The 17,596-nt window shown below is 36.0% G+C and carries 20 protein-coding genes and 1 riboswitch; of the genes, 16 read left to right on the forward strand and 4 right to left on the reverse strand.

Annotation, left to right across the window (positions count from 1 at the left end):
* Positions 1-95: 95 nt before the first annotated feature.
* From ABC371_RS14930 to ABC371_RS14965, 8 genes are all read left to right on the forward strand, one after another.
* On the forward strand, positions 96-812 hold the full coding sequence (locus tag ABC371_RS14930; RefSeq protein ID WP_412897502.1) for a response regulator transcription factor: 717 nt from the start codon (positions 96-98) through the stop codon (positions 810-812).
* A complete protein-coding gene (locus ABC371_RS14935; protein WP_412897503.1) occupies positions 809-2,593 on the forward strand; it encodes an ATP-binding protein in 1,785 nt (594 codons plus the stop codon). Before ABC371_RS14930 ends, ABC371_RS14935 begins: the two co-directional genes overlap by 4 nt.
* Positions 2,594-2,692: 99 nt before the next feature.
* Positions 2,693-2,909, forward strand: a riboswitch (cobalamin riboswitch).
* Positions 2,910-3,064: 155 nt separating this feature from the next.
* Positions 3,065-3,484, forward strand: coding sequence for a DUF4430 domain-containing protein (locus ABC371_RS14940; protein WP_412897504.1), 420 nt, complete (start codon positions 3,065-3,067; stop codon positions 3,482-3,484).
* Complete coding sequence (locus tag ABC371_RS14945; RefSeq protein ID WP_412897505.1) at positions 3,484-3,987, forward strand: ECF transporter S component; 504 nt, start codon at positions 3,484-3,486, stop codon at positions 3,985-3,987. Before ABC371_RS14940 ends, ABC371_RS14945 begins: the two co-directional genes overlap by 1 nt.
* A 111-nt stretch (positions 3,988-4,098) precedes the next feature.
* Entirely contained in the window at positions 4,099-4,650 is a 552-nt protein-coding gene (sigX, locus tag ABC371_RS14950; RefSeq protein ID WP_412897506.1) for an RNA polymerase sigma factor SigX, read from the forward strand.
* A complete protein-coding gene (locus ABC371_RS14955; protein ID WP_412897507.1) occupies positions 4,625-5,854 on the forward strand; it encodes a GerMN domain-containing protein in 1,230 nt (409 codons plus the stop codon). Before sigX ends, ABC371_RS14955 begins: the two co-directional genes overlap by 26 nt.
* 145 nt (positions 5,855-5,999) lie before the next feature.
* The gene (locus tag ABC371_RS14960) at positions 6,000-6,698 is read left to right on the forward strand and encodes a peptidoglycan DD-metalloendopeptidase family protein (RefSeq protein ID WP_412897508.1); all 699 of its coding nucleotides are present in this window, start codon (positions 6,000-6,002) and stop codon (positions 6,696-6,698) included.
* 75 nt (positions 6,699-6,773) lie between these two features.
* Positions 6,774-7,586 carry a histidinol-phosphatase gene (locus tag ABC371_RS14965; RefSeq protein WP_412897509.1) on the forward strand — a complete coding sequence of 271 codons (813 nt, stop codon included), beginning with the start codon at positions 6,774-6,776 and terminating at the stop codon, positions 7,584-7,586.
* An 81-nt stretch (positions 7,587-7,667) separates the two neighbouring features.
* Here ABC371_RS14965 and ABC371_RS14970 read toward each other — a convergent pair whose 3' ends face one another.
* The gene (locus tag ABC371_RS14970) at positions 7,668-7,916 is read right to left on the reverse strand and encodes a 4Fe-4S domain-containing protein (protein WP_077618638.1); all 249 of its coding nucleotides are present in this window, start codon (positions 7,914-7,916) and stop codon (positions 7,668-7,670) included.
* A 296-nt stretch (positions 7,917-8,212) separates the two neighbouring features.
* On the opposite strand from ABC371_RS14970, the gene ABC371_RS14975 reads away from it, so the two are divergent.
* From ABC371_RS14975 to ABC371_RS14990, 4 genes are read left to right on the forward strand one after another with little or no spacing between them, the layout of a single operon-like run.
* Entirely contained in the window at positions 8,213-9,283 is a 1,071-nt protein-coding gene (locus ABC371_RS14975) for a YpbB family protein (protein ID WP_412897510.1), read from the forward strand.
* Positions 9,280-10,791 carry a RecQ family ATP-dependent DNA helicase gene (locus ABC371_RS14980; protein WP_412897511.1) on the forward strand — a complete coding sequence of 504 codons (1,512 nt, stop codon included), beginning with the start codon at positions 9,280-9,282 and terminating at the stop codon, positions 10,789-10,791. The genes ABC371_RS14975 and ABC371_RS14980 overlap by 4 nt, the downstream gene beginning before the upstream one ends.
* A gap of 5 nt (positions 10,792-10,796) precedes the next feature.
* Positions 10,797-11,381, forward strand: a complete 585-nt coding sequence (locus ABC371_RS14985; protein WP_412897512.1) for a CPBP family intramembrane glutamic endopeptidase — start codon at positions 10,797-10,799, stop codon at positions 11,379-11,381.
* Between the two features lie 17 nt (positions 11,382-11,398).
* Positions 11,399-12,070, forward strand: a complete 672-nt coding sequence (locus tag ABC371_RS14990) for a LysM peptidoglycan-binding domain-containing protein (protein ID WP_412897513.1) — start codon at positions 11,399-11,401, stop codon at positions 12,068-12,070.
* Between the two features lie 52 nt (positions 12,071-12,122).
* Here the strand turns inward: ABC371_RS14990 and ABC371_RS14995 are convergent, their stop codons facing one another.
* The 3 genes from ABC371_RS14995 to ABC371_RS15005 are packed head-to-tail and all read right to left on the reverse strand — an operon-like array spanning position 12,123 to position 13,229.
* Positions 12,123-12,692, reverse strand: coding sequence for a manganese catalase family protein (locus ABC371_RS14995; protein ID WP_412897514.1), 570 nt, complete (start codon positions 12,690-12,692; stop codon positions 12,123-12,125).
* Positions 12,693-12,732: 40 nt separating this feature from the next.
* Positions 12,733-13,002: a spore coat protein CotJB gene (locus tag ABC371_RS15000; protein WP_136377908.1), complete on the reverse strand. Its 270-nt coding sequence runs from the start codon at positions 13,000-13,002 to the stop codon at positions 12,733-12,735.
* Complete coding sequence (locus ABC371_RS15005; protein WP_412897515.1) at positions 12,999-13,229, reverse strand: spore coat associated protein CotJA; 231 nt, start codon at positions 13,227-13,229, stop codon at positions 12,999-13,001. Before ABC371_RS15005 ends, ABC371_RS15000 begins: the two co-directional genes overlap by 4 nt.
* Before the next feature lie 225 nt (positions 13,230-13,454).
* Here ABC371_RS15005 and ABC371_RS15010 point away from each other — a divergent pair, with 225 nt between their 5' ends.
* The 4 genes from ABC371_RS15010 to ABC371_RS15025 all read left to right on the forward strand — a co-directional run bounded on the left by ABC371_RS15010 (position 13,455) and on the right by ABC371_RS15025 (position 17,587).
* Entirely contained in the window at positions 13,455-14,228 is a 774-nt protein-coding gene (locus ABC371_RS15010; protein ID WP_412897516.1) for a metallophosphoesterase, read from the forward strand.
* A 110-nt stretch (positions 14,229-14,338) separates the two neighbouring features.
* Positions 14,339-14,929 carry a genetic competence negative regulator gene (locus ABC371_RS15015; protein WP_412897517.1) on the forward strand — a complete coding sequence of 197 codons (591 nt, stop codon included), beginning with the start codon at positions 14,339-14,341 and terminating at the stop codon, positions 14,927-14,929.
* A gap of 377 nt (positions 14,930-15,306) precedes the next feature.
* Positions 15,307-16,539: a Glu/Leu/Phe/Val family dehydrogenase gene (locus tag ABC371_RS15020; RefSeq protein WP_412899365.1), complete on the forward strand. Its 1,233-nt coding sequence runs from the start codon at positions 15,307-15,309 to the stop codon at positions 16,537-16,539.
* An 82-nt stretch (positions 16,540-16,621) separates the two neighbouring features.
* Positions 16,622-17,587, forward strand: a complete 966-nt coding sequence (locus tag ABC371_RS15025) for a YpdA family putative bacillithiol disulfide reductase (RefSeq protein ID WP_412897518.1) — start codon at positions 16,622-16,624, stop codon at positions 17,585-17,587.
* Positions 17,588-17,596 lie beyond the last annotated feature (9 nt).

The raw sequence follows: 17,596 nt of genomic DNA on the forward strand, positions 1-17,596 counted from the left end.
CGAGTGTGATATATGTTATAGCAAATTATGAAAATTTTATGTACGATAGAGATGTATAGAAATATTCTTTCGGAAAGAAATTGGAGGAATAAACAATGGAAAATGAAGCAAAAATTTTAGTAGTCGATGATGAAGAGAGAATTCGTCGTTTACTTAAAATGTATTTAGAAAGAGAAAATTATGTGATAGAAGAAGCAGACAATGGCGATGTTGCCTTAGAAAAGGCATTAAAAAACGAATATGATCTTATTTTATTAGATCTCATGATGCCAGGAAAAGACGGAATTGAAGTATGTCGGGAGTTACGAGAAAAGAAATCAACTCCAATCATTATGCTTACTGCCAAAGGTGAAGAAGTGAACCGCGTTCAAGGATTTGAAGTTGGAACCGATGACTATATAGTCAAACCCTTTAGTCCAAGAGAGGTTGTTTTGCGTGTGAAAGCATTATTAAGAAGAGCATCCCTTACTACCTACCTACAAACCGAAACAACTGCAAAGGATGTTATCGTATTCCCACATCTAACAATTGATAATGATGCACATCGTGTCACTGCTGATGGAAAAGAAGTAGGCTTAACACCTAAGGAATATGAACTATTATGTTTCCTAGCAAAATCACCTGACAAGGTATTTGACCGTGAACAACTGCTAAAGGAAGTGTGGCATTACGAATTCTTTGGTGACTTACGTACGGTTGATACTCATGTTAAACGCTTACGTGAAAAGTTAAATAAAGTATCTCAGGATGCTGCAAAAATGATTGTTACTGTATGGGGCGTTGGTTATAAATTTGAGGTCGGCCAGGAATGAAATTTTGGAGAAGTGTTGTAGGAAAACTTTGGGCAACCATTCTTTTACTGTTTTCCTTTGTACTATTTGTTTTAACCGTTTTATTCATGGAGTATTTTGAAAATTATCATATCCAGGAAGCTGAACGAAATTTAACCCAGCTAGCGGCAAATATTGCGGTTATAATGGAGCAGCAAGAGGATAAAGATATTGCACGGAACCTTGCATGGGAGCTTGTGAATGACGAAACAAAGGTAATAATTGTAGCAGATGAAAACACATATTGGATATCACCCGATCGTAAATCACTCGCAAATATCCCTGTTAGCCTTTTAACAGATGATCCAGATCTTAAACTCGTTATTACAAAGGATCAAAACAAAAGTAAAAAGCTCATCCTTCCAGAAACTGATAATGTAAATAATCAAAGCCGAGAGTTATTTGTTGTTGGGGCACCCCTTCATATTGAAAATGATCAGAAGGGTGCAGTTTTTCTTTATCAATCATTAGATGTTGTGCAGCAGACAACCCAACGTACAACCCAATTCATTATATTAGCTGCAGGCATAGGTATTGTACTTACAACTGTTTTTGCGTTTTTCTTATTGACTCGAATTACGGCTCCTTTACGTAAAATGAGGGAAGCAGCTACAGAAGTTGCGAAAGGAAAATTTGATACGAAGGTACCTATTCTAACTCATGACGAAATTGGGGCTTTAGGTTTGGCACTTAACCAAATGGGAAGGCAATTAAAATATAATATGAACGCTCTTAATCAAGAAAAAGAGCAGCTTGCAAGTATCTTAAATAGTATGGCAGATGGCGTCATCACGTTAAATCGTGATGGAACGATTCTGGTTACAAATCCACCTGCTGAACGCTTCCTTCAGGCTTGGTACTATCAACAAGGGATGTATCAGGATGTTGGAGAGGAGCTTCCACCACAAGTTAAAGATCTCTTTCAACGTGCTGTTTCCTTTGAAAAAGAGCAATTTATTGAAATAAGCCTTCAAGGAAGAACCTGGGTTATTCTGATGAGTCCACTCTATAATCAAACATATATTAGGGGGGCCGTTGCTGTTCTTCGTGATATGACAGAAGAAAGACGATTGGATAAGCTTCGTGAGGACTTCATCGCAAATGTTTCACATGAGTTAAGAACACCGATAGCTATGCTACAGGGTTATAGTGAAGCGATTATGGATGATATTGCAAGCTCTGAAGAAGAGAGGAAAGAAATCACGAAGGTCATCTACGATGAGTCACTACGTATGGGAAGACTTGTCAACGAATTATTAGACATAGCGAGGATGCAATCAGGTCATATTACCTTGAATAAAGAACATGTTGACTTCGATTCGTTTATTAACCGAGTGATTCGGAAATTTCAAGGTTTAGCTAAGGAGAATTTAATTACTCTAACTGCAACGAAAGAAGAAGATATAGGTGAAATTTCCATCGATCCTGATCGTATTGAGCAAGTATTTACAAATTTAATTGATAATGCTATTAGACATACCGAAGAAAATGGTAGAGTCGAGGTACATGTAACAGGACAAGATACATCTATTAAAGTAGATATCAGGGATACGGGGTCTGGAATTCCAGAAGAGGATCTACCGTTTGTATTTGAACGTTTTTATAAGGCGGACAAAGCAAGAACAAGAGGTAAGTCTGGTACTGGATTAGGACTAGCTATTGTAAAAAACATTATTGGTGCCCACAATGGAAATATTTCTGTTCACAGTAAACTGGGCGAAGGAACGACATTTACATTCGTTATTCCTCGAAACAGTGAGTAATTTGAAATTTGGTGACGAAGATTCTTGTTTCATAAGAAACATTTTCCTTGTAAACGAATCAGCCTTCTTGTAATATAAAGAAGGTTAACAAAAATATAATAAAAAATCAGAATTATAGGTGTCTGAGGATAAAATTAATCTCAAGGACTTAATAGGGAATCTGGTGTGAATCCAGAACTGCCCCCGCAACTGTAAAAGTGGACGAAATGAGAAGAACCACTGTATGAATGGATGGCAAATGCTGTTCATTATATGGGAAGGACTCAAAGTAGAAAGAAGCTAAAGTCAGTAGACCTGCCTAATTCGATCGCATTTAATTCTTCGGGGTGTGGGAATTAACAATAAAGCTTCCTGCTTTTTTGTTGTTTTTCCATATGATTAACAAAGCTCACCCGATGTGGTGAGCTTTTTCTTTTGGTATTTCGTGCTTAGCACATATATAAACTATCTAACATAAAGGGGAGCTAGAACATGAAAAAATTTATAGTTATTTTACTTGCATTAGGATTATTATTTGGATGTAGCAATGAACAATCCACAAACGATTCTACAAACAATAACAATGCATCAGAAACAGTTAAAAAAGAAGAAAAAGCTGAAATAGTAACTGTCGTTATCTCGAAAAACAACGGAGAAGAAATCATCGAAGAAAAAGAACTCGAAATTGAGGCAGGAAAAGAAACGACCTTAATGGATATGATGCTAGAAAACTTTGAAATCGAAGCTGATGAAGCTGGTTTTATTAGTAGCATTAGTGGAGTTGCAGCAAATAATGAAGAGAAAACCTATTGGCATATTTCCGTAAATGGTGAGGATGCAATGGTAGGAGCAAAAGATATCGAAGTAGAGCCAGAAGACAAGTTTGAATTCGATTTACAAACATGGGAATAATGAATTTATCTGTAAAAAACCTAACGTTCTTATCAATGTTAATCGCATTATCGGTTGTTGGGCGAATTATGTTTACATTCCTCCCAAATGTTCAGCCAACGACTGCCATTATCATCATAGCAAGCTTGTTTTTAGGACCAATTTATGGAGTGGTGGTAGCTGTATTAAGCTCGGTATTATCCAACCTTGTGATGGGGATGGGCTTATGGACAGTTGGGCAAATCTTTGCATGGGGGATCATTGGTTTAATAAGTGGAGCATTACGTAAATATCGCGACCGAATACCGGTTGTGGTCCTAGTTATTTATGCAGTGTTTTGTGGTTTTCTCTATGGACTTGTAATTTCAATGCCCCTTTATTTGTTCTCCGGTAAGTTTTTTGCTTATTACATAGCTGGACTACCATTTGATATGAGTCATGCAATCGGGAACGGAGTGTTTTTTCTTATCCTGTACCCCATTTTAAGACTATTATTCTTAAAAAATGTAACAATCGCAAAGTAAGGAAGAATATTTCCAAAATATTCTTCCTTTTTTTATGAAAACATACTATATTGGGAGTGTAACTTTTTTAAAAAACATTCGACTAATGAAATGAACGGGAGGATTTGCAAAATGGATTCCTTATTTGAGGAACTATATGAAAAGTATCATCACGATGTCTTCTCCTTCTTATTTTATATGGTAAAAAATCGTGAACTGGCTGAAGATCTCGTTCAGGAAGTTTATATAAGAGTTTTAAAATCATATGATAGATTCGAAGGAAAAAGTAGTGAAAAGACATGGCTATTTTCAATTGCAAGACATGTTGCGATTGATTCATTTCGAAAACAAAAAGGCTGGAAACAAAGAATTATGGATTCATTTGATTGGAGCCGCCAAGAGGTAAAAGATTTTGCTCCACTTCCGGAAGAAATAGCCTTACAAAATGAGCAAGTCCAGATGATGTACCGGTGTTTAGAACGCTGTACGACCGATCAACGTATGGTCCTAATTTTACGTTATATTCAATCTCTTTCGATTGCTGAGACCGCTGAAGCTCTAGGATGGACAGAAAGTAAAGTAAAAACAACTCAACATAGAGCACTTAAGGTCTTAAAAACGTATATGGAAGAATCTGGTATAAAGGAGGGTGTAGAAGATGAAAAAATCAGAGTGGAACGATGAACAACTAGAGCAGATGCTATCGCAAATGCCAAGAATGAAAGACAATCGTAAACCACAAGAAATTTATCAGAATATAACCCTTAAAATGAATAAGCAAAAGAAAAAGGTTTGGATGGTTCCAACTATTGCATCTGTTGCAGCAGCGCTTCTGTTATTCATTTTAGCTCCTTCTTTCATTAATAATATGAATAGTTCAAGCTCCGACTCTGCTAAAATGAATAGAGAAGAAAAGAGTATTGCTATGGATATTAATAAAGAAGCAGCATCAAACGATAAATCAGTTAGCACAATACAAAAAGCTGAAGAACCAAAATCAGATGATGAGGTGGGGATTTTTTCTTCGGAGGAACAACCTAATCAAAGCTATGCAGTTAATAGTGTAGGTAAAAATCAAGTATTATTAACATATGGGGTATATTTAGGTGGTGTCATGTTTCCTACCTTCGTATCAATCGTTGTTGAATCAGATGGTCAGGATGTTATAGAACAATGGCAGAAAAACATTCCACAGGTAAATGAATTTATTCGTCAAAATGCGGAATGGGGCATTGATGAGCTACCAGAGTCCTATTTTGCGGATTTTTCAGAAGTTGAAACAAAGGATTCTGCAAAAGCCGTAAGGGTAGATGTAAATAACACAATTCATACAGATTCATTTGCATCTGGTCAAATGGAAGAGTTTACCCATGTAATTAATTCCTTCCGTTATCTGGTAGAAGATTATCAGCATGCTGAACTTTTTCAAAATGATCAACAGGGTATTATGGTCGGGGAGACCGGTATTACAGAAAATAATATCGATCTCGAAAAAGATACGAAAAAAGCCTATTTATATTATATGAATGAGGAATCCGGTCATAAGCTTTTAGCCTTAACTTACGAAGAATTCAAGACAGTTAAGCAGGCGCTGGAAGCTATGAAAAATGATAAAACTCAAGGCGATTATAAACTTTTTGCAACAATTATAACTGAAATAAAGGATATTAACGAAGAGGGTTCTAATTTAGAGGTTTATTTCAGTGACGATGCAGTATTAGAGAACACTGATGATAATATCCTAATGTTAGATGCAATCATGCTAACTGCTAAGGAATTTAACTTTGATAAAGTTACATTTTACGGAAATATTGATCAAATTGGAAGTGTACGCTTTGGTGAACCGACACCGGTCCCATTAGCACCAAATCCACTACCAATACAATAAAGAGGCACTTAGTTGTCTCTTTTTTGTTTTTTGTTCCCCAAAAAATATACATGCATTTATTTACATAATTTAAGAAAGTTTTTCAAATAATGAAAGGGTGTTATTCTTCATAGCACGAATTGTTCATTTTTTGAGGAGGATCATCATGTTTTTTTTTGTTAGACGGATTGCTATTTTTGCCGTAATGGTAATTTGTGTGGATTTAATCTTTTTCAATGTCCAGCATGCCTATGCACAGGAATTACCAGCAAAAACAACAGAAGAGTGGGCATGGCCAGTCACAGGGAGAATCACTGATACATTTGGAACTAGGCAAGGGAATCATAAAGGCTTAGATATCGCTGCTCCAGTTGGAGATCACATATATGCGGTTGAAGAAGGAATCGTTACCATTTCAAGTTTCAAGGGGTCATATGGACATGTCATTTTCATACAACACCCTAATGGGTATGAAACTGTCTATGCACATCTTAGTAAACGGAGTGTAAAAGAAGGAGAGCGAGTTGCAAAGGGCCAAATAATTGGGCAGATAGGGAGTACAGGGAATTCAACTGGACCACACTTACATTTCGAAGTACACAACGGGGAATGGAATCCTTCTAGAAACAATGCCATTGACCCTCTTTATGTACTGACTGACGAGCAGATTTTGGTTCCTACCATTATGCAAAAAGAGGGGATTGAGGTTTCAAAAGAGCTTGAAACCTACACAGTCAAGGAGGGAGAATCTCTTTCTGTGATTGCAAATAAAGTAGGATTATCTGTCGAAGAAATTAAAGCTTTAAATCAGTTAACAGGTGACTTAATTTTTCCAAATCAAGTCTTAATTGTAGAAAAAACTTAAATTATTTTTAAGCTTTTTCATTCCCATTAGAAGCTTGTTCATGTATAATGATAAAAACTTCGATGGGGGATTCTTATGCGCACTGATTATCACAATCATTTAGAGCTGGGTACACTTGAATTAGACTATTTATTGAAGTTTATTGATGAAGCTAAGCTTAAGAAAATTGATCATTTTGGGATTTCCGAGCATGCTTATCATTTTTATCAGACAAAAGATATCCTTAGTAATCCTTGGGTAGATGCAAGGAGATATTACGATATGAAGGATTATGTTGATTTATTTAAGCTTGCCTGGAAAAATGATATTGATGTAAAAATGTCGATTGAAATGGACTATACACCTGGTAAGCATGCTGAGATGGAAAAATTCATTTCATCCTATGACTTTGATTATGTAATTGGATCGATTCACTGGGTTGGAGATTTTGGAATTGACCTTGCGGAGTTCCGTGATGAATGGGACAAACGAGATTTACATGATACATATACGAAATATTATGATCAGGTGATTACATTAGCACAATCAAACTTATTTGATATTATCGGTCATATTGATCTTGTCAAAATTTTTAAGTATATCCCGGAGGACGAAGAATTCCTCTTGCATCAATTTGATCGTGCGACAACGGCTTTAGCAAATTCAAAAACATGTGTTGAAATTAGTACAGCAGGGTTACGAAAGCCGATTGGCAAGCTTTATCCTGATCCAAGACTTCTCCAAATGTGTTTTGACAAAAATATCCCAATTGTTTTGTCATCTGACGCACATCGTCCACAAGATGTAGGTGCTGATTTTGACCAGGCGATTGATTTAGCAAAAAGTGTTGGCTATAAAACATTGATGACATTCAAAAAAGGGGAACGTAAAGAAGTTCCACTAGGATAAACCAAATAAAACAGGCTTTCTAAGCCTGTTTTTTTCATTAAAAAAACCCCTTTTTGGAAAAGGGTTTTTTAATTGACTGTTCTATTCAAATTTCAACGGATCACCATCAAAAGGCTCGTCTGCAACTTTAATGGAATCAGTTGGACAACCCTCAAATGCATCAATCATATCTTCTTCTAATATTTCTGGAATTTCAACAATTCCTTGGTTATCATCAAGTGTTACAAATGCAATACCGTCATCATCGTAATCGTAGATGTCCGGTGCAGCTGCACCACATGCACCACAAGCGATACAAGTTTCTTTGTCAACAATGGTATACTTTGCCATGTGTACTTAACCTCCCGAAATCTTTACATGTATAAACATATATTTATATTAGTTCCCCATCTTCCTTCCTCAAAAAGATGAGAAACAGCTTCCTCATATCTCATTGTAAAGCTGTTCACCAAACTTTTCAATAAAAATATAATGTGAGATTGCTTAATGGAGAAGGGTTTTTCCTTTCTGACAAGCATGTCCATATTTCCACACGAAAACATCCCACTTTTCGTTATTATTTGATAAAATAAAAGTAACATTCATTCGACAATTTTCCATGTATTTCGATTATGGGGGGGAAGACCGTGTACCTATCCTATCGTTCAATATTGATTTTAACTTGCATCGATAAACTCAACGGAGAACGAACCGTTTATGGTATTTATCATTTATTAAATGGTAAAAAATCCTCTCAAACGATTGGGGATGCGAATCTATTTAGTCTCACATCCTTATTTGGAATTCTTAAACCGTTAGATAGAGAACTGTTTGATAAAGAGATAACATTGCTCCACCAACTTTCTATGATAAAAGAAATAACACCAACAAGCAATAAATTCATTTTGACTAAAAGTGGATATTCCCTCTTAAGTAGTGAACATAAAAAGAAACCAATACCTGAACATTTAAATGGTTGGAAATACAATGATCAATCTCTATTGCTTTGGCGAAGACTTTCTCTTCTTACACAGGTTTTGTCGAATTTGATTAATGGGAATAAACAATACACACCTATTCAACAAGAAGATGCGGTTTTTGAATGGGTAAAAGAATTCCTAATGAAAAATGGACATAATCGGTATGAATTGTCTGAATGCTTATATAAAGAGGTTTTGGTATCCCTTGAAAGTGTTTCAGAGCTTGAAGCGACCATTTTCGTCATGAGGCTAACAAGTTCGTCCAGAATCGGAAATACAATTGAACAAATTAGTTCTTTATTAAATGAGGATGAGACATGGTGCCAGCTTCTTTTTCTACATACGCTTCATACGATTGTTAAACAACTTGAAATAAATGGTGAAAAATTTCCAATCCTTGTTTCAATGACTGAGACTAACCATGACAACAATGTGTTATTAACTGCTTCAACAAAGGTGACTTATCAGATGCTATTGCAGGGAAAAACAATTGACGAAATTGCACTTATTCGAAATTTGAAACGGAATACAATTGAGGACCATGTTGTAGAAGTCACACACCAACAACCTGAATTTTCAATTGATTCATTTGTGTCTTCGCAACATCAACAATTGATTTTGTCAACCTATCAAACATTGCAAACCAAACAATTAAGACCTATTAAGGAAAAACTTTCAAATGACATTTCTTATTTTGAAATTAGGCTCGTCCTTGCAAGAATTGGTGATATAACATGAATCTTAAAGAAATTTTAGTAGAAAAATTTAATCATACCTCCTTTCGGAAAGGGCAAGAGGAAATCATCGAGGATATCCTTTGTGGGCATGATGTCATTGCACTTTTACCAACAGGAGGAGGAAAATCCCTTTGCTATCAATTGCCTGCCCAAATCCTTGATGGGAGTGTTCTTATTATTTCACCACTCGTTGCATTAATGGAGGACCAGGTGCTTCAATTAAAGAAAATGGGCGAAAAAAGAGTAATTGCTCTGAATAGTTTCTTATCGTATGAAAAAAAACGCAAGATTATCCCCGAACTCCATAAATATAAATACATCTTTGCATCACCTGAAATACTTCAATCGAAATTTTTGATTAACCGATTAAAAGGAATTCATTTTTCTTTATTTGTGGTGGATGAGGCACATTGTATTTCGCAATGGGGGCATGATTTTCGACCTGACTATTCAAGGCTTGGTGATATTCGCAAAATTATTGGGTCTCCACCTTGCCTTGCCTTAACAGCAACGGCAACAAAAGAGGTTTTTGAGGATATCAAAGGAACCTTACAATTAAGAAATCCTAAAATGCATATACATTCCATAGATCGACCCAATATTGCAATTGCCGTTAAAAAAGTTGATTCTCTTGAAGATAAAAAGGAAGAGCTTTTAAAATATGCAGAAGAGTTACAAGGTCCAGGGATCGTCTATTTTTCAAGTCGGATCATGGCTGAAAATATCGCCCAATATCTAAAGGAAAATGGTTTTGAACGAGTAGCTTTTTATCACGGTGGGATGGAGCAGGAAAAAAGAATGCTGATTCAGGAACAATTTATCCATAACCAACTGTCCATTATTTGCTGTACGAATGCATTTGGGATGGGTGTGGATAAACCCGATATTCGTTTTGTCATTCATTTTCACTACCCGTCACAGATGGAGGCGTATTTACAGGAAATAGGACGTGCGGGCAGAGACGGAAAACCAAGTGCAGCCATCCTGTTATATCATGAAATGGACCATGAGATTCCGGAAGTCTTGATAAAATATGAACTACCGACAAATGAACAAACCCAAATGGTGGTTGAATATATTAATCAGGAAATTAAGGATAAGGGTACATTTATATATACAAAAACGGTTGAGGAGTACTTTCTAACAGTCTTTAGTGTATCAGAAGTCCAATGGCGATTTATTCAATTATATCTTGCACTAGACGAGGTTATACAAACTCCTGTTAATGTGCAAACGGCCATTTATATCGTCGAAGAAGCCGCAAGGAAACGATATGTATATAAGCTTAATAAACTTAAAATGATGGAGAGTTGGATAAAGTCACAAAAATGTCGGCGTGAAGCAATCTTGGCTTATTTCAATGAAGAAATAGTAAAAAAGCCTGCATCATGCTGTGATTTATGTGAAATAGATTGGGATATGTACAAGCGCAAATTTAATGAGGAAAATGAGTGGAAACCACCTTCTTGGAGACAAGAATTACATCGAATTTTCCATAGAAATGGGTGAAAAATATGGGTAGGCGTCAAGCTGATATTATTAAACATTTGCCGGACAAAGAAATTGTTTTTCACCTTTATTTAACTCAAGGAATTTTATTAGTTGTGTCCTTAGTTCTTGGTTTTTTCTTGTTTGACAATTGGGCATCCTTTATAAAGCTTTGGACTTTGAAGGACTGGAATATTCTTTTCATTGGTTCTGCTTTTGCAATGGTTGTTGTGTTTGTTGATTTTTTACTAATGAAGTGGCTTCCAGAAGCAATGTATGATGATGGTGGAATTAATGAGCGTATTTTCCAAAGAAGAAGTATCCCACATATTTTTATTTTATGTTTATTGATATCTTTTTCCGAAGAGATTTTATTTAGAGGTGTCATCCAAACTCATTTTGGACTACTCATTGCAAGTTTTATTTTTGCAATATTACATGTTCGCTATTTATACAAATGGGTCTTGTTGACATCGGTTGTCCTTTTAAGCTTTTTATTAGGGTATGTTTATGAGCTCTATCAAAATCTTTGGATTACAGTATATGCCCATTTTTGGATTGATTTTATTTTTGCTGTAAAGCTTAGAAAAGATTATTTGCATAGTCTTTAAAATGAGGAGGTATCGTCTTGAAGCAGCCTGATGGGGAAGAAAAATCAAATGTTCTAAATAAAAGCACTTCGACATTACCCCCTCGAAGTGAATTTCATAAAACGAAGAAAAAGAAAACAAAAGTGAGGATTAAATATCCAATTATTCGTTTGTTGGCTCTTTTGTTTGTATTACTACCTGTTGCAATCCTTAGTTATAAATTTAATTCGATTCCAGACCAAATCGAATCAACACCTGTAAAAAAGAGCATAAATTTCGAAAGCATTAGCTATGAAGATGAAGATGAGGATGAGAATGAACAAGCTCCTGGAGTAAATGAGCCCGAAGAAGAATCTGAAAAGGTTGAACAAAAGTCGACTGTAGAAAAGGAAGAACCACCTCAGCCGGAAGTTGAAAAACAAGTGGAAGGGCCAACTAATGAAGAGCCAAAACAAAACGCTGTGGAAAACAATCCTCCACCAACAGCTGAAGAAACAAAAGTAACACAACCTGTTCAACAGAAGGAAAAACCGAAGGATCGTTATGATGTGAAGTATCATACAGTAAAAGCTGATGAAACACTTTATCGTATTTCCATGCATTATTACAATAGCCGCTCTGGCGAAGAATTAATCAAAAGATGGAATAATATAAATGGTGATACTGTCGTTGAAGGACAGGTTTTGCGAATTCCAATTAAACTAAATTAGTTTTATACCATGAAAGTAAATAGCTGAATTTCGTATTCAGCTATTTACACTTTTAGAAAAATTTCTTTTTATCACGTTCTTCTTTAAGTATTTCTACTGCTTCTTTAAATCGTTGGGCATGGATAATTTCCCGCTCTCTTAAAAATCGTAAGCTATCATTTAAATCAGGGTCATCACTCATATTGATGATCCATTGATAAGTAGCTCTTGCTTTTTCTTCTGCTGCGATATCCTCATATAAATCTGCAATAGGGTCACCTTTTGCCTGGATATACGTAGCGGTAAATGGAACACCACCAGCATTTTCATAAAATAATGCAGAATCATGGTTCACATAGTGAGGAGCTAATCCAGCAGCTTTTAATTGATCAGGGGTAGCGTCTTTTGTAAGTTTATATACCATTGTCGCAATCATTTCTAAATGAGCAAATTCTTCGGTGCCTATATCATTTAACAATCCAATAACTTTTCCAGGTATGGTGTAACGCTGATTTAAATAACGTAATGCAGCAGCTAATTCACCGTCAGCACCACCATATTGTTCGATTAGAAACTTTGCTAACATGGGATTACACGTACTCACTTTGACTGGATATTGGAGCTTCTTTTCATAAATCCACATTAATGTTTATTCCTCCCCCTGTAAGATCGCTCATTTTTTATTAAACCTGCCACGGCCAAGGCTCGTCATTCCAATTCCATGGGTAACTGGAATAGCTATACCGACCATATTGAGTTAAAGGTCCAAATCTTTCTTCATACTGTTTCGCGATTTTTCTTCGTTGCTGGGAAACCGTATTGAATTGTTGGATCGCCTCATAATCACCTGGGTGGGTATCAAGATACAAAGTGAGTTCCACTAGGACAAAATCCAAAGCCTGTAAATCCTCTAATAACGCATAATATTCTGGAGGCATCTGTTTTGGATTCATTGGCTCTCTACCTCCCGTTTTGGTTCATATGGACCATAATACGGATCGTAAAAGAGTTTCCAAAGTGTCCCTGTGTATAATGCTTCCTTTGGCGTAAATTGAGGTAGATTTGCAGGTTGAAACGGTATATAAAGATTTGGTGGGGTAACGTATGTTTTAGGTGTGATCGGTTTACAAGGGTCAAATGGACTTACATAGGGGTAATAGGCCTTCCTTGTCGTAAACATGAAGCAACCTCCTTGATGTCAAAATACAAAACGATGTCATTCTACTGTATGGTTTATGAAGAAGAAAAATGACTAGGAACCCGATTTTTCTGAGGGGCTGGACATATTCTTTTTTTTAATCGATGGATAGAATGGTTTAAGGTTAGTCTTTTCCATAATTTATGGTATCATATCCTTATATTATAAAGAATAAGATGCTTGATTGAGATAGATAGGGCGTGGACCATGCTATATTTTTTGGGGATTATAATTGTAGGAATGTTACTCCTATTATACATGTGGCAGGAAGCAAGACTTGATCGTGTTGTAACAAAGACATTAACATTTTCGGATTTTCCCAAAAGTTTTAAAAAATTGACCATTTTCTTCATTTCAGATATTCATAGAAGAGAGGTATCTGAGAAAATAATTAATGAAGTAAAAGGAAAAGCAGACATTGTGATAATTGGAGGGGATTTAACAGAAAAGGGTGTACCCTTTGAACGTGTCAAGAAAAACCTTCAATTAATTCATACAGTTGGACCAACTTATTTTGTATGGGGCAATAATGATTACGAAGTGGATTATCATGAACTTGATTCCTTGCTATTAAGTATGGGTATTAAAATTTTAGATAACACCGCGATGTTTTTTGAAACAGGGGAAGGTGAGAAGCTTGCTCTCCTTGGGATTGATGATATGAAGCAAGGGAGAAGCAGATTGGATCTTGCTCTTTTGGATGCAGGGGATGAAGCAAGTTTTAAAATTTTAGTTAGCCATAATCCAGAAATAAAAAATGAGCTCAAACCAGACAACAAGATTAATCTTTTATTATCAGGTCATACACATGGTGGACAAATTCGATTTTGGAAATTTGGGCTATATCCTAAAGGCGGTGTCGAGTATAAAAACGGAATGACCATATTTATCAGCAATGGATACGGTACATCTGGCATACCGTTAAGGTTTGGTGCACCACCTGAAACACATCTGATTACTCTTCAATCATCTGATAGCTAATACATTGCAAAAAATGTCCCAACAACGCTAAAACCAAGAACATAATTTATATTCCTTCATAAAATAATGTAACGGTTGTACGTAGGTGTGATGGTGAGGGAGGGTTTTTAATGCGTCTTGAGCGCTTAACTTATAATAAAATCAAGATTTTTCTTACATTCGATGATCTGGTTGATCGTGGCCTCACTAAAGACGATCTTTTGTCGGATTCGCTTAAGGTCCACCAATTATTTCGTGATATGATCGAGGAAGCAAGTGTAGAATTAGGCTTTGAAGCAGATGGTCCCATTGCTGTAGAAGTTTACTCTTTACAAGCACAAGGAATGGTGATCATTGTAACGAATTCAGTCGGGGACCTTGAAGATGAAGAATTTATGGATGAAGATTATATTGAAATGCAGGTTACTCTTGATGAAAGTAAAGATATATTTTATGAGTTTCATACGTTTGAAGATGTCATTCAACTTTCAACCAGATTAAATAGCTTATCAATAGATGGTGGCAGATTATATTCATATGAAAACAATTTTTATTTATTACTTGAAGATCATGTATCTTTACAAATAGAAAATATCATTGCCATTTTAGCTGAATTTGGAAATCCTGCGACATTAACGAAATATAGGGTTCATGAGTATGGCAAAATCCTTTTTAATGAAAATGCAATGAAAGATATTTACAACTATTTTATAAAAAAATAGGAAAGCCTCTAATGAAAATTAGGGGTTTTTCTCTACGTTAATAGAATTCTATATCTAGATTCTAACAGCATTTTTATTTAAATAAATTTAATGAAGATTCTTCATTTTTCATCTTGCATAAACAAATGGAAGGTGTATACTAGTGACTGGAAAGGTGGACAATAATACTATCTGGAAAATAGATGTTATTTTTCTGTCTTTGTTTTATGCAAATGTGAAATCATATTTTAATAATTGAAAAACCGAAAAACTCGGCATTTCCAGCTTCTTGTTTACACCTTTAAGGAAGAGGAATCGAACTGTGAAAAATCTTGGGAGGTTTACAAATGGTAGCCGAAAACAATAAGGACATTTCAAAACAACATAACGAAGAGAAAATGGATGTCCTCAAATCTACACAAACAGTCATACATAAAGCATTAGAAAAATTAGGGTACCCTGAGGAAGTATATGAGCTTTTAAAAGAGCCAATCCGAATGATGACCGTTAAAATTCCGGTAAGAATGGATGATGGTTCTGTAAATATCTTTACAGGCTATCGGGCACAGCATAACGATGCAGTAGGTCCAACAAAAGGTGGAATTCGCTTTCACCCAAATGTAACAGAAAAGGAAGTTAAAGCGCTTTCGATATGGATGAGTTTGAAATGCGGTATCGTCGATTTACCATACGGTGGAGGAAAAGGCGGAATCATTTGTGACCCTCGAGATATGTCATTCCGTGAACTTGAGCGACTAAGTCGTGGCTATGTTCGTGCAATTAGTCAAATCGTAGGTCCTACAAAAGATATCCCGGCACCAGACGTATTTACAAATTCGCAAATTATGGCATGGATGATGGATGAGTATAGTCGAATTGACGAATTTAACTCGCCTGGATTCATCACTGGAAAACCACTTGTATTAGGTGGGTCCCATGGCCGTGAGTCTGCTACTGCGAAGGGTGTAACCATTTGTATTCGCGAAGCGGCGAAGAAACGAGGTATTAATCTAGAAGGTGCTCGTGTAGTTGTTCAAGGCTTTGGAAATGCTGGTAGCTTTTTATCAAAATTCATGCATGATGCAGGTGCTAAAGTAATCGGTATTTCTGATGCATATGGCGGCTTATATGACCCAAATGGGTTGGATATTGATTACTTATTAGATCGTCGTGATAGCTTTGGAACAGTGACTAAGTTATTTAACGATACTATTACAAACAAGGAGCTATTGGAACTAGATTGTGATATTCTTGTTCCGGCAGCTATCGAAAACCAAATTACAGAAGAAAACGCCCATAATATTCGTGCAAGTATTGTAGTGGAAGCGGCAAACGGTCCTACAACTCTTGAAGCAACACAAATTTTAACCGAAAGAGGAATTCTGCTTGTACCAGACGTTTTAGCAAGTGCAGGTGGTGTGACTGTATCCTATTTCGAATGGGTTCAAAATAACCAAGGCTATTACTGGTCTGAAGAAGAAGTAGAAGAAAAACTCGAAAAAGTGATGGTCAAATCATTTGAAAATATTTATTCAACAGCGCAAAATAGACGTGTTGACATGAGACTAGCAGCCTATATGGTTGGCGTAAGAAAAATGGCAGAAGCGTCTCGATTTAGAGGTTGGATTTAGTTCATAACATTTGCAAAGAGAACAAAAATCTCCTATCATTTTCGGTAGGAGATTTTTTTGTTGAAAAGTAGGAGTGACAAACATGCAATCGGAAGAAGTCGTTATTATTGGGGGAGGACCCTGTGGATTAGCAGCTGCTATTGCACTGCAAAATATCGGAATCAAACCATTAGTGATTGAAAAAGGGAATATTGTAAACGCCATTTACCATTATCCAACCCACCAAACATTTTTTAGTACAAGCGAAAAATTAGAGATTGGCAATGTGCCTTTTATCATTGAAGGTCGTAAGCCAAAAAGAAACCAAGCTTTGGCTTATTATCGGGAAGTAGCAAAACGTGAAAAAATTAGGGTGCATGCCTTTGAAAAAGTAACGGGTGTCACAAAGCTTGAAAATAATCATTTTAAAATCACAAGCTCTAAAGGTGAGTATCAAGCAAAATATGTGATTGTTGCGACTGGCTACTATGATCATCCTAACTATATGAATGTACCAGGTGAAGAGCTTTCTAAAGTTTTTCATTATTTTAAAGAACCCCATCCATATTTTGATAAAGATGTCGTCGTAATTGGTGGAAAGAACTCAAGTATCGATGCTGCTTTAGAGCTTGTAAATGCTGATGCAAGAGTAACTGTTTTATACCGTGGATCCGAGTATTCCTCAAGCATTAAGCCATGGATCTTACCAGAGTTTGAATCATTGGTTCGTAATGGGATTATAAAAATGGAATTTAATGCCAATGTGATTGAGATAACAGAAGATTCCGTGATCTATCAGGTTGGGGAAGAACAAAAGAAGATTAAAAATGATTACGTATTTGCCATGACTGGCTATCATCCAGATCATAGCTTTTTACAGAAAATGAATGTTCAGATTGAGAATGATACAGGTAGACCTTTGTTTAACCCTGACACAATGGAAACAAATGTTGAGGGGATTTTTATTTCGGGCGTCATTGCAGCGGGGAATAATGCAAATGAGATTTTCATTGAAAACGGGCGTTTTCACGGGGACTTAATTGCAAAAGCAATCATAGATAGAAAATAGGGCGACCCC

The sequence above is a fragment of the Bacillus jepli genome (assembly GCF_047238305.1).
GTDB lineage: Bacteria > Bacillota > Bacilli > Bacillales > Bacillaceae_L > Ferdinandcohnia.

Coding starts and splice junctions, on each gene's coding strand:
- ABC371_RS14930 (WP_412897502.1), top strand. CDS start 96: ATGGAAAATGAAGCAAAAATTTTAGTAGTCGATGATGAAGAGAGAATT.
- ABC371_RS14935 (WP_412897503.1), top strand. CDS start 809: ATGAAATTTTGGAGAAGTGTTGTAGGAAAACTTTGGGCAACCATTCTT.
- ABC371_RS14940 (WP_412897504.1), top strand. CDS start 3,065: ATGAAAAAATTTATAGTTATTTTACTTGCATTAGGATTATTATTTGGA.
- ABC371_RS14945 (WP_412897505.1), top strand. CDS start 3,484: ATGAATTTATCTGTAAAAAACCTAACGTTCTTATCAATGTTAATCGCA.
- sigX (WP_412897506.1), top strand. CDS start 4,099: ATGGATTCCTTATTTGAGGAACTATATGAAAAGTATCATCACGATGTC.
- ABC371_RS14955 (WP_412897507.1), top strand. CDS start 4,625: ATGAAAAAATCAGAGTGGAACGATGAACAACTAGAGCAGATGCTATCG.
- ABC371_RS14960 (WP_412897508.1), top strand. CDS start 6,000: ATGTTTTTTTTTGTTAGACGGATTGCTATTTTTGCCGTAATGGTAATT.
- ABC371_RS14965 (WP_412897509.1), top strand. CDS start 6,774: ATGCGCACTGATTATCACAATCATTTAGAGCTGGGTACACTTGAATTA.
- ABC371_RS14970 (WP_077618638.1), bottom strand. CDS start 7,916: ATGGCAAAGTATACCATTGTTGACAAAGAAACTTGTATCGCTTGTGGT.
- ABC371_RS14980 (WP_412897511.1), top strand. CDS start 9,280: ATGAATCTTAAAGAAATTTTAGTAGAAAAATTTAATCATACCTCCTTT.
- ABC371_RS14985 (WP_412897512.1), top strand. CDS start 10,797: ATGGGTAGGCGTCAAGCTGATATTATTAAACATTTGCCGGACAAAGAA.
- ABC371_RS14995 (WP_412897514.1), bottom strand. CDS start 12,692: ATGTGGATTTATGAAAAGAAGCTCCAATATCCAGTCAAAGTGAGTACG.
- ABC371_RS15000 (WP_136377908.1), bottom strand. CDS start 13,002: ATGAATCCAAAACAGATGCCTCCAGAATATTATGCGTTATTAGAGGAT.
- ABC371_RS15005 (WP_412897515.1), bottom strand. CDS start 13,229: ATGTTTACGACAAGGAAGGCCTATTACCCCTATGTAAGTCCATTTGAC.
- ABC371_RS15010 (WP_412897516.1), top strand. CDS start 13,455: ATGCTATATTTTTTGGGGATTATAATTGTAGGAATGTTACTCCTATTA.
- ABC371_RS15015 (WP_412897517.1), top strand. CDS start 14,339: ATGCGTCTTGAGCGCTTAACTTATAATAAAATCAAGATTTTTCTTACA.
- ABC371_RS15020 (WP_412899365.1), top strand. CDS start 15,307: ATGGATGTCCTCAAATCTACACAAACAGTCATACATAAAGCATTAGAA.
- ABC371_RS15025 (WP_412897518.1), top strand. CDS start 16,622: ATGCAATCGGAAGAAGTCGTTATTATTGGGGGAGGACCCTGTGGATTA.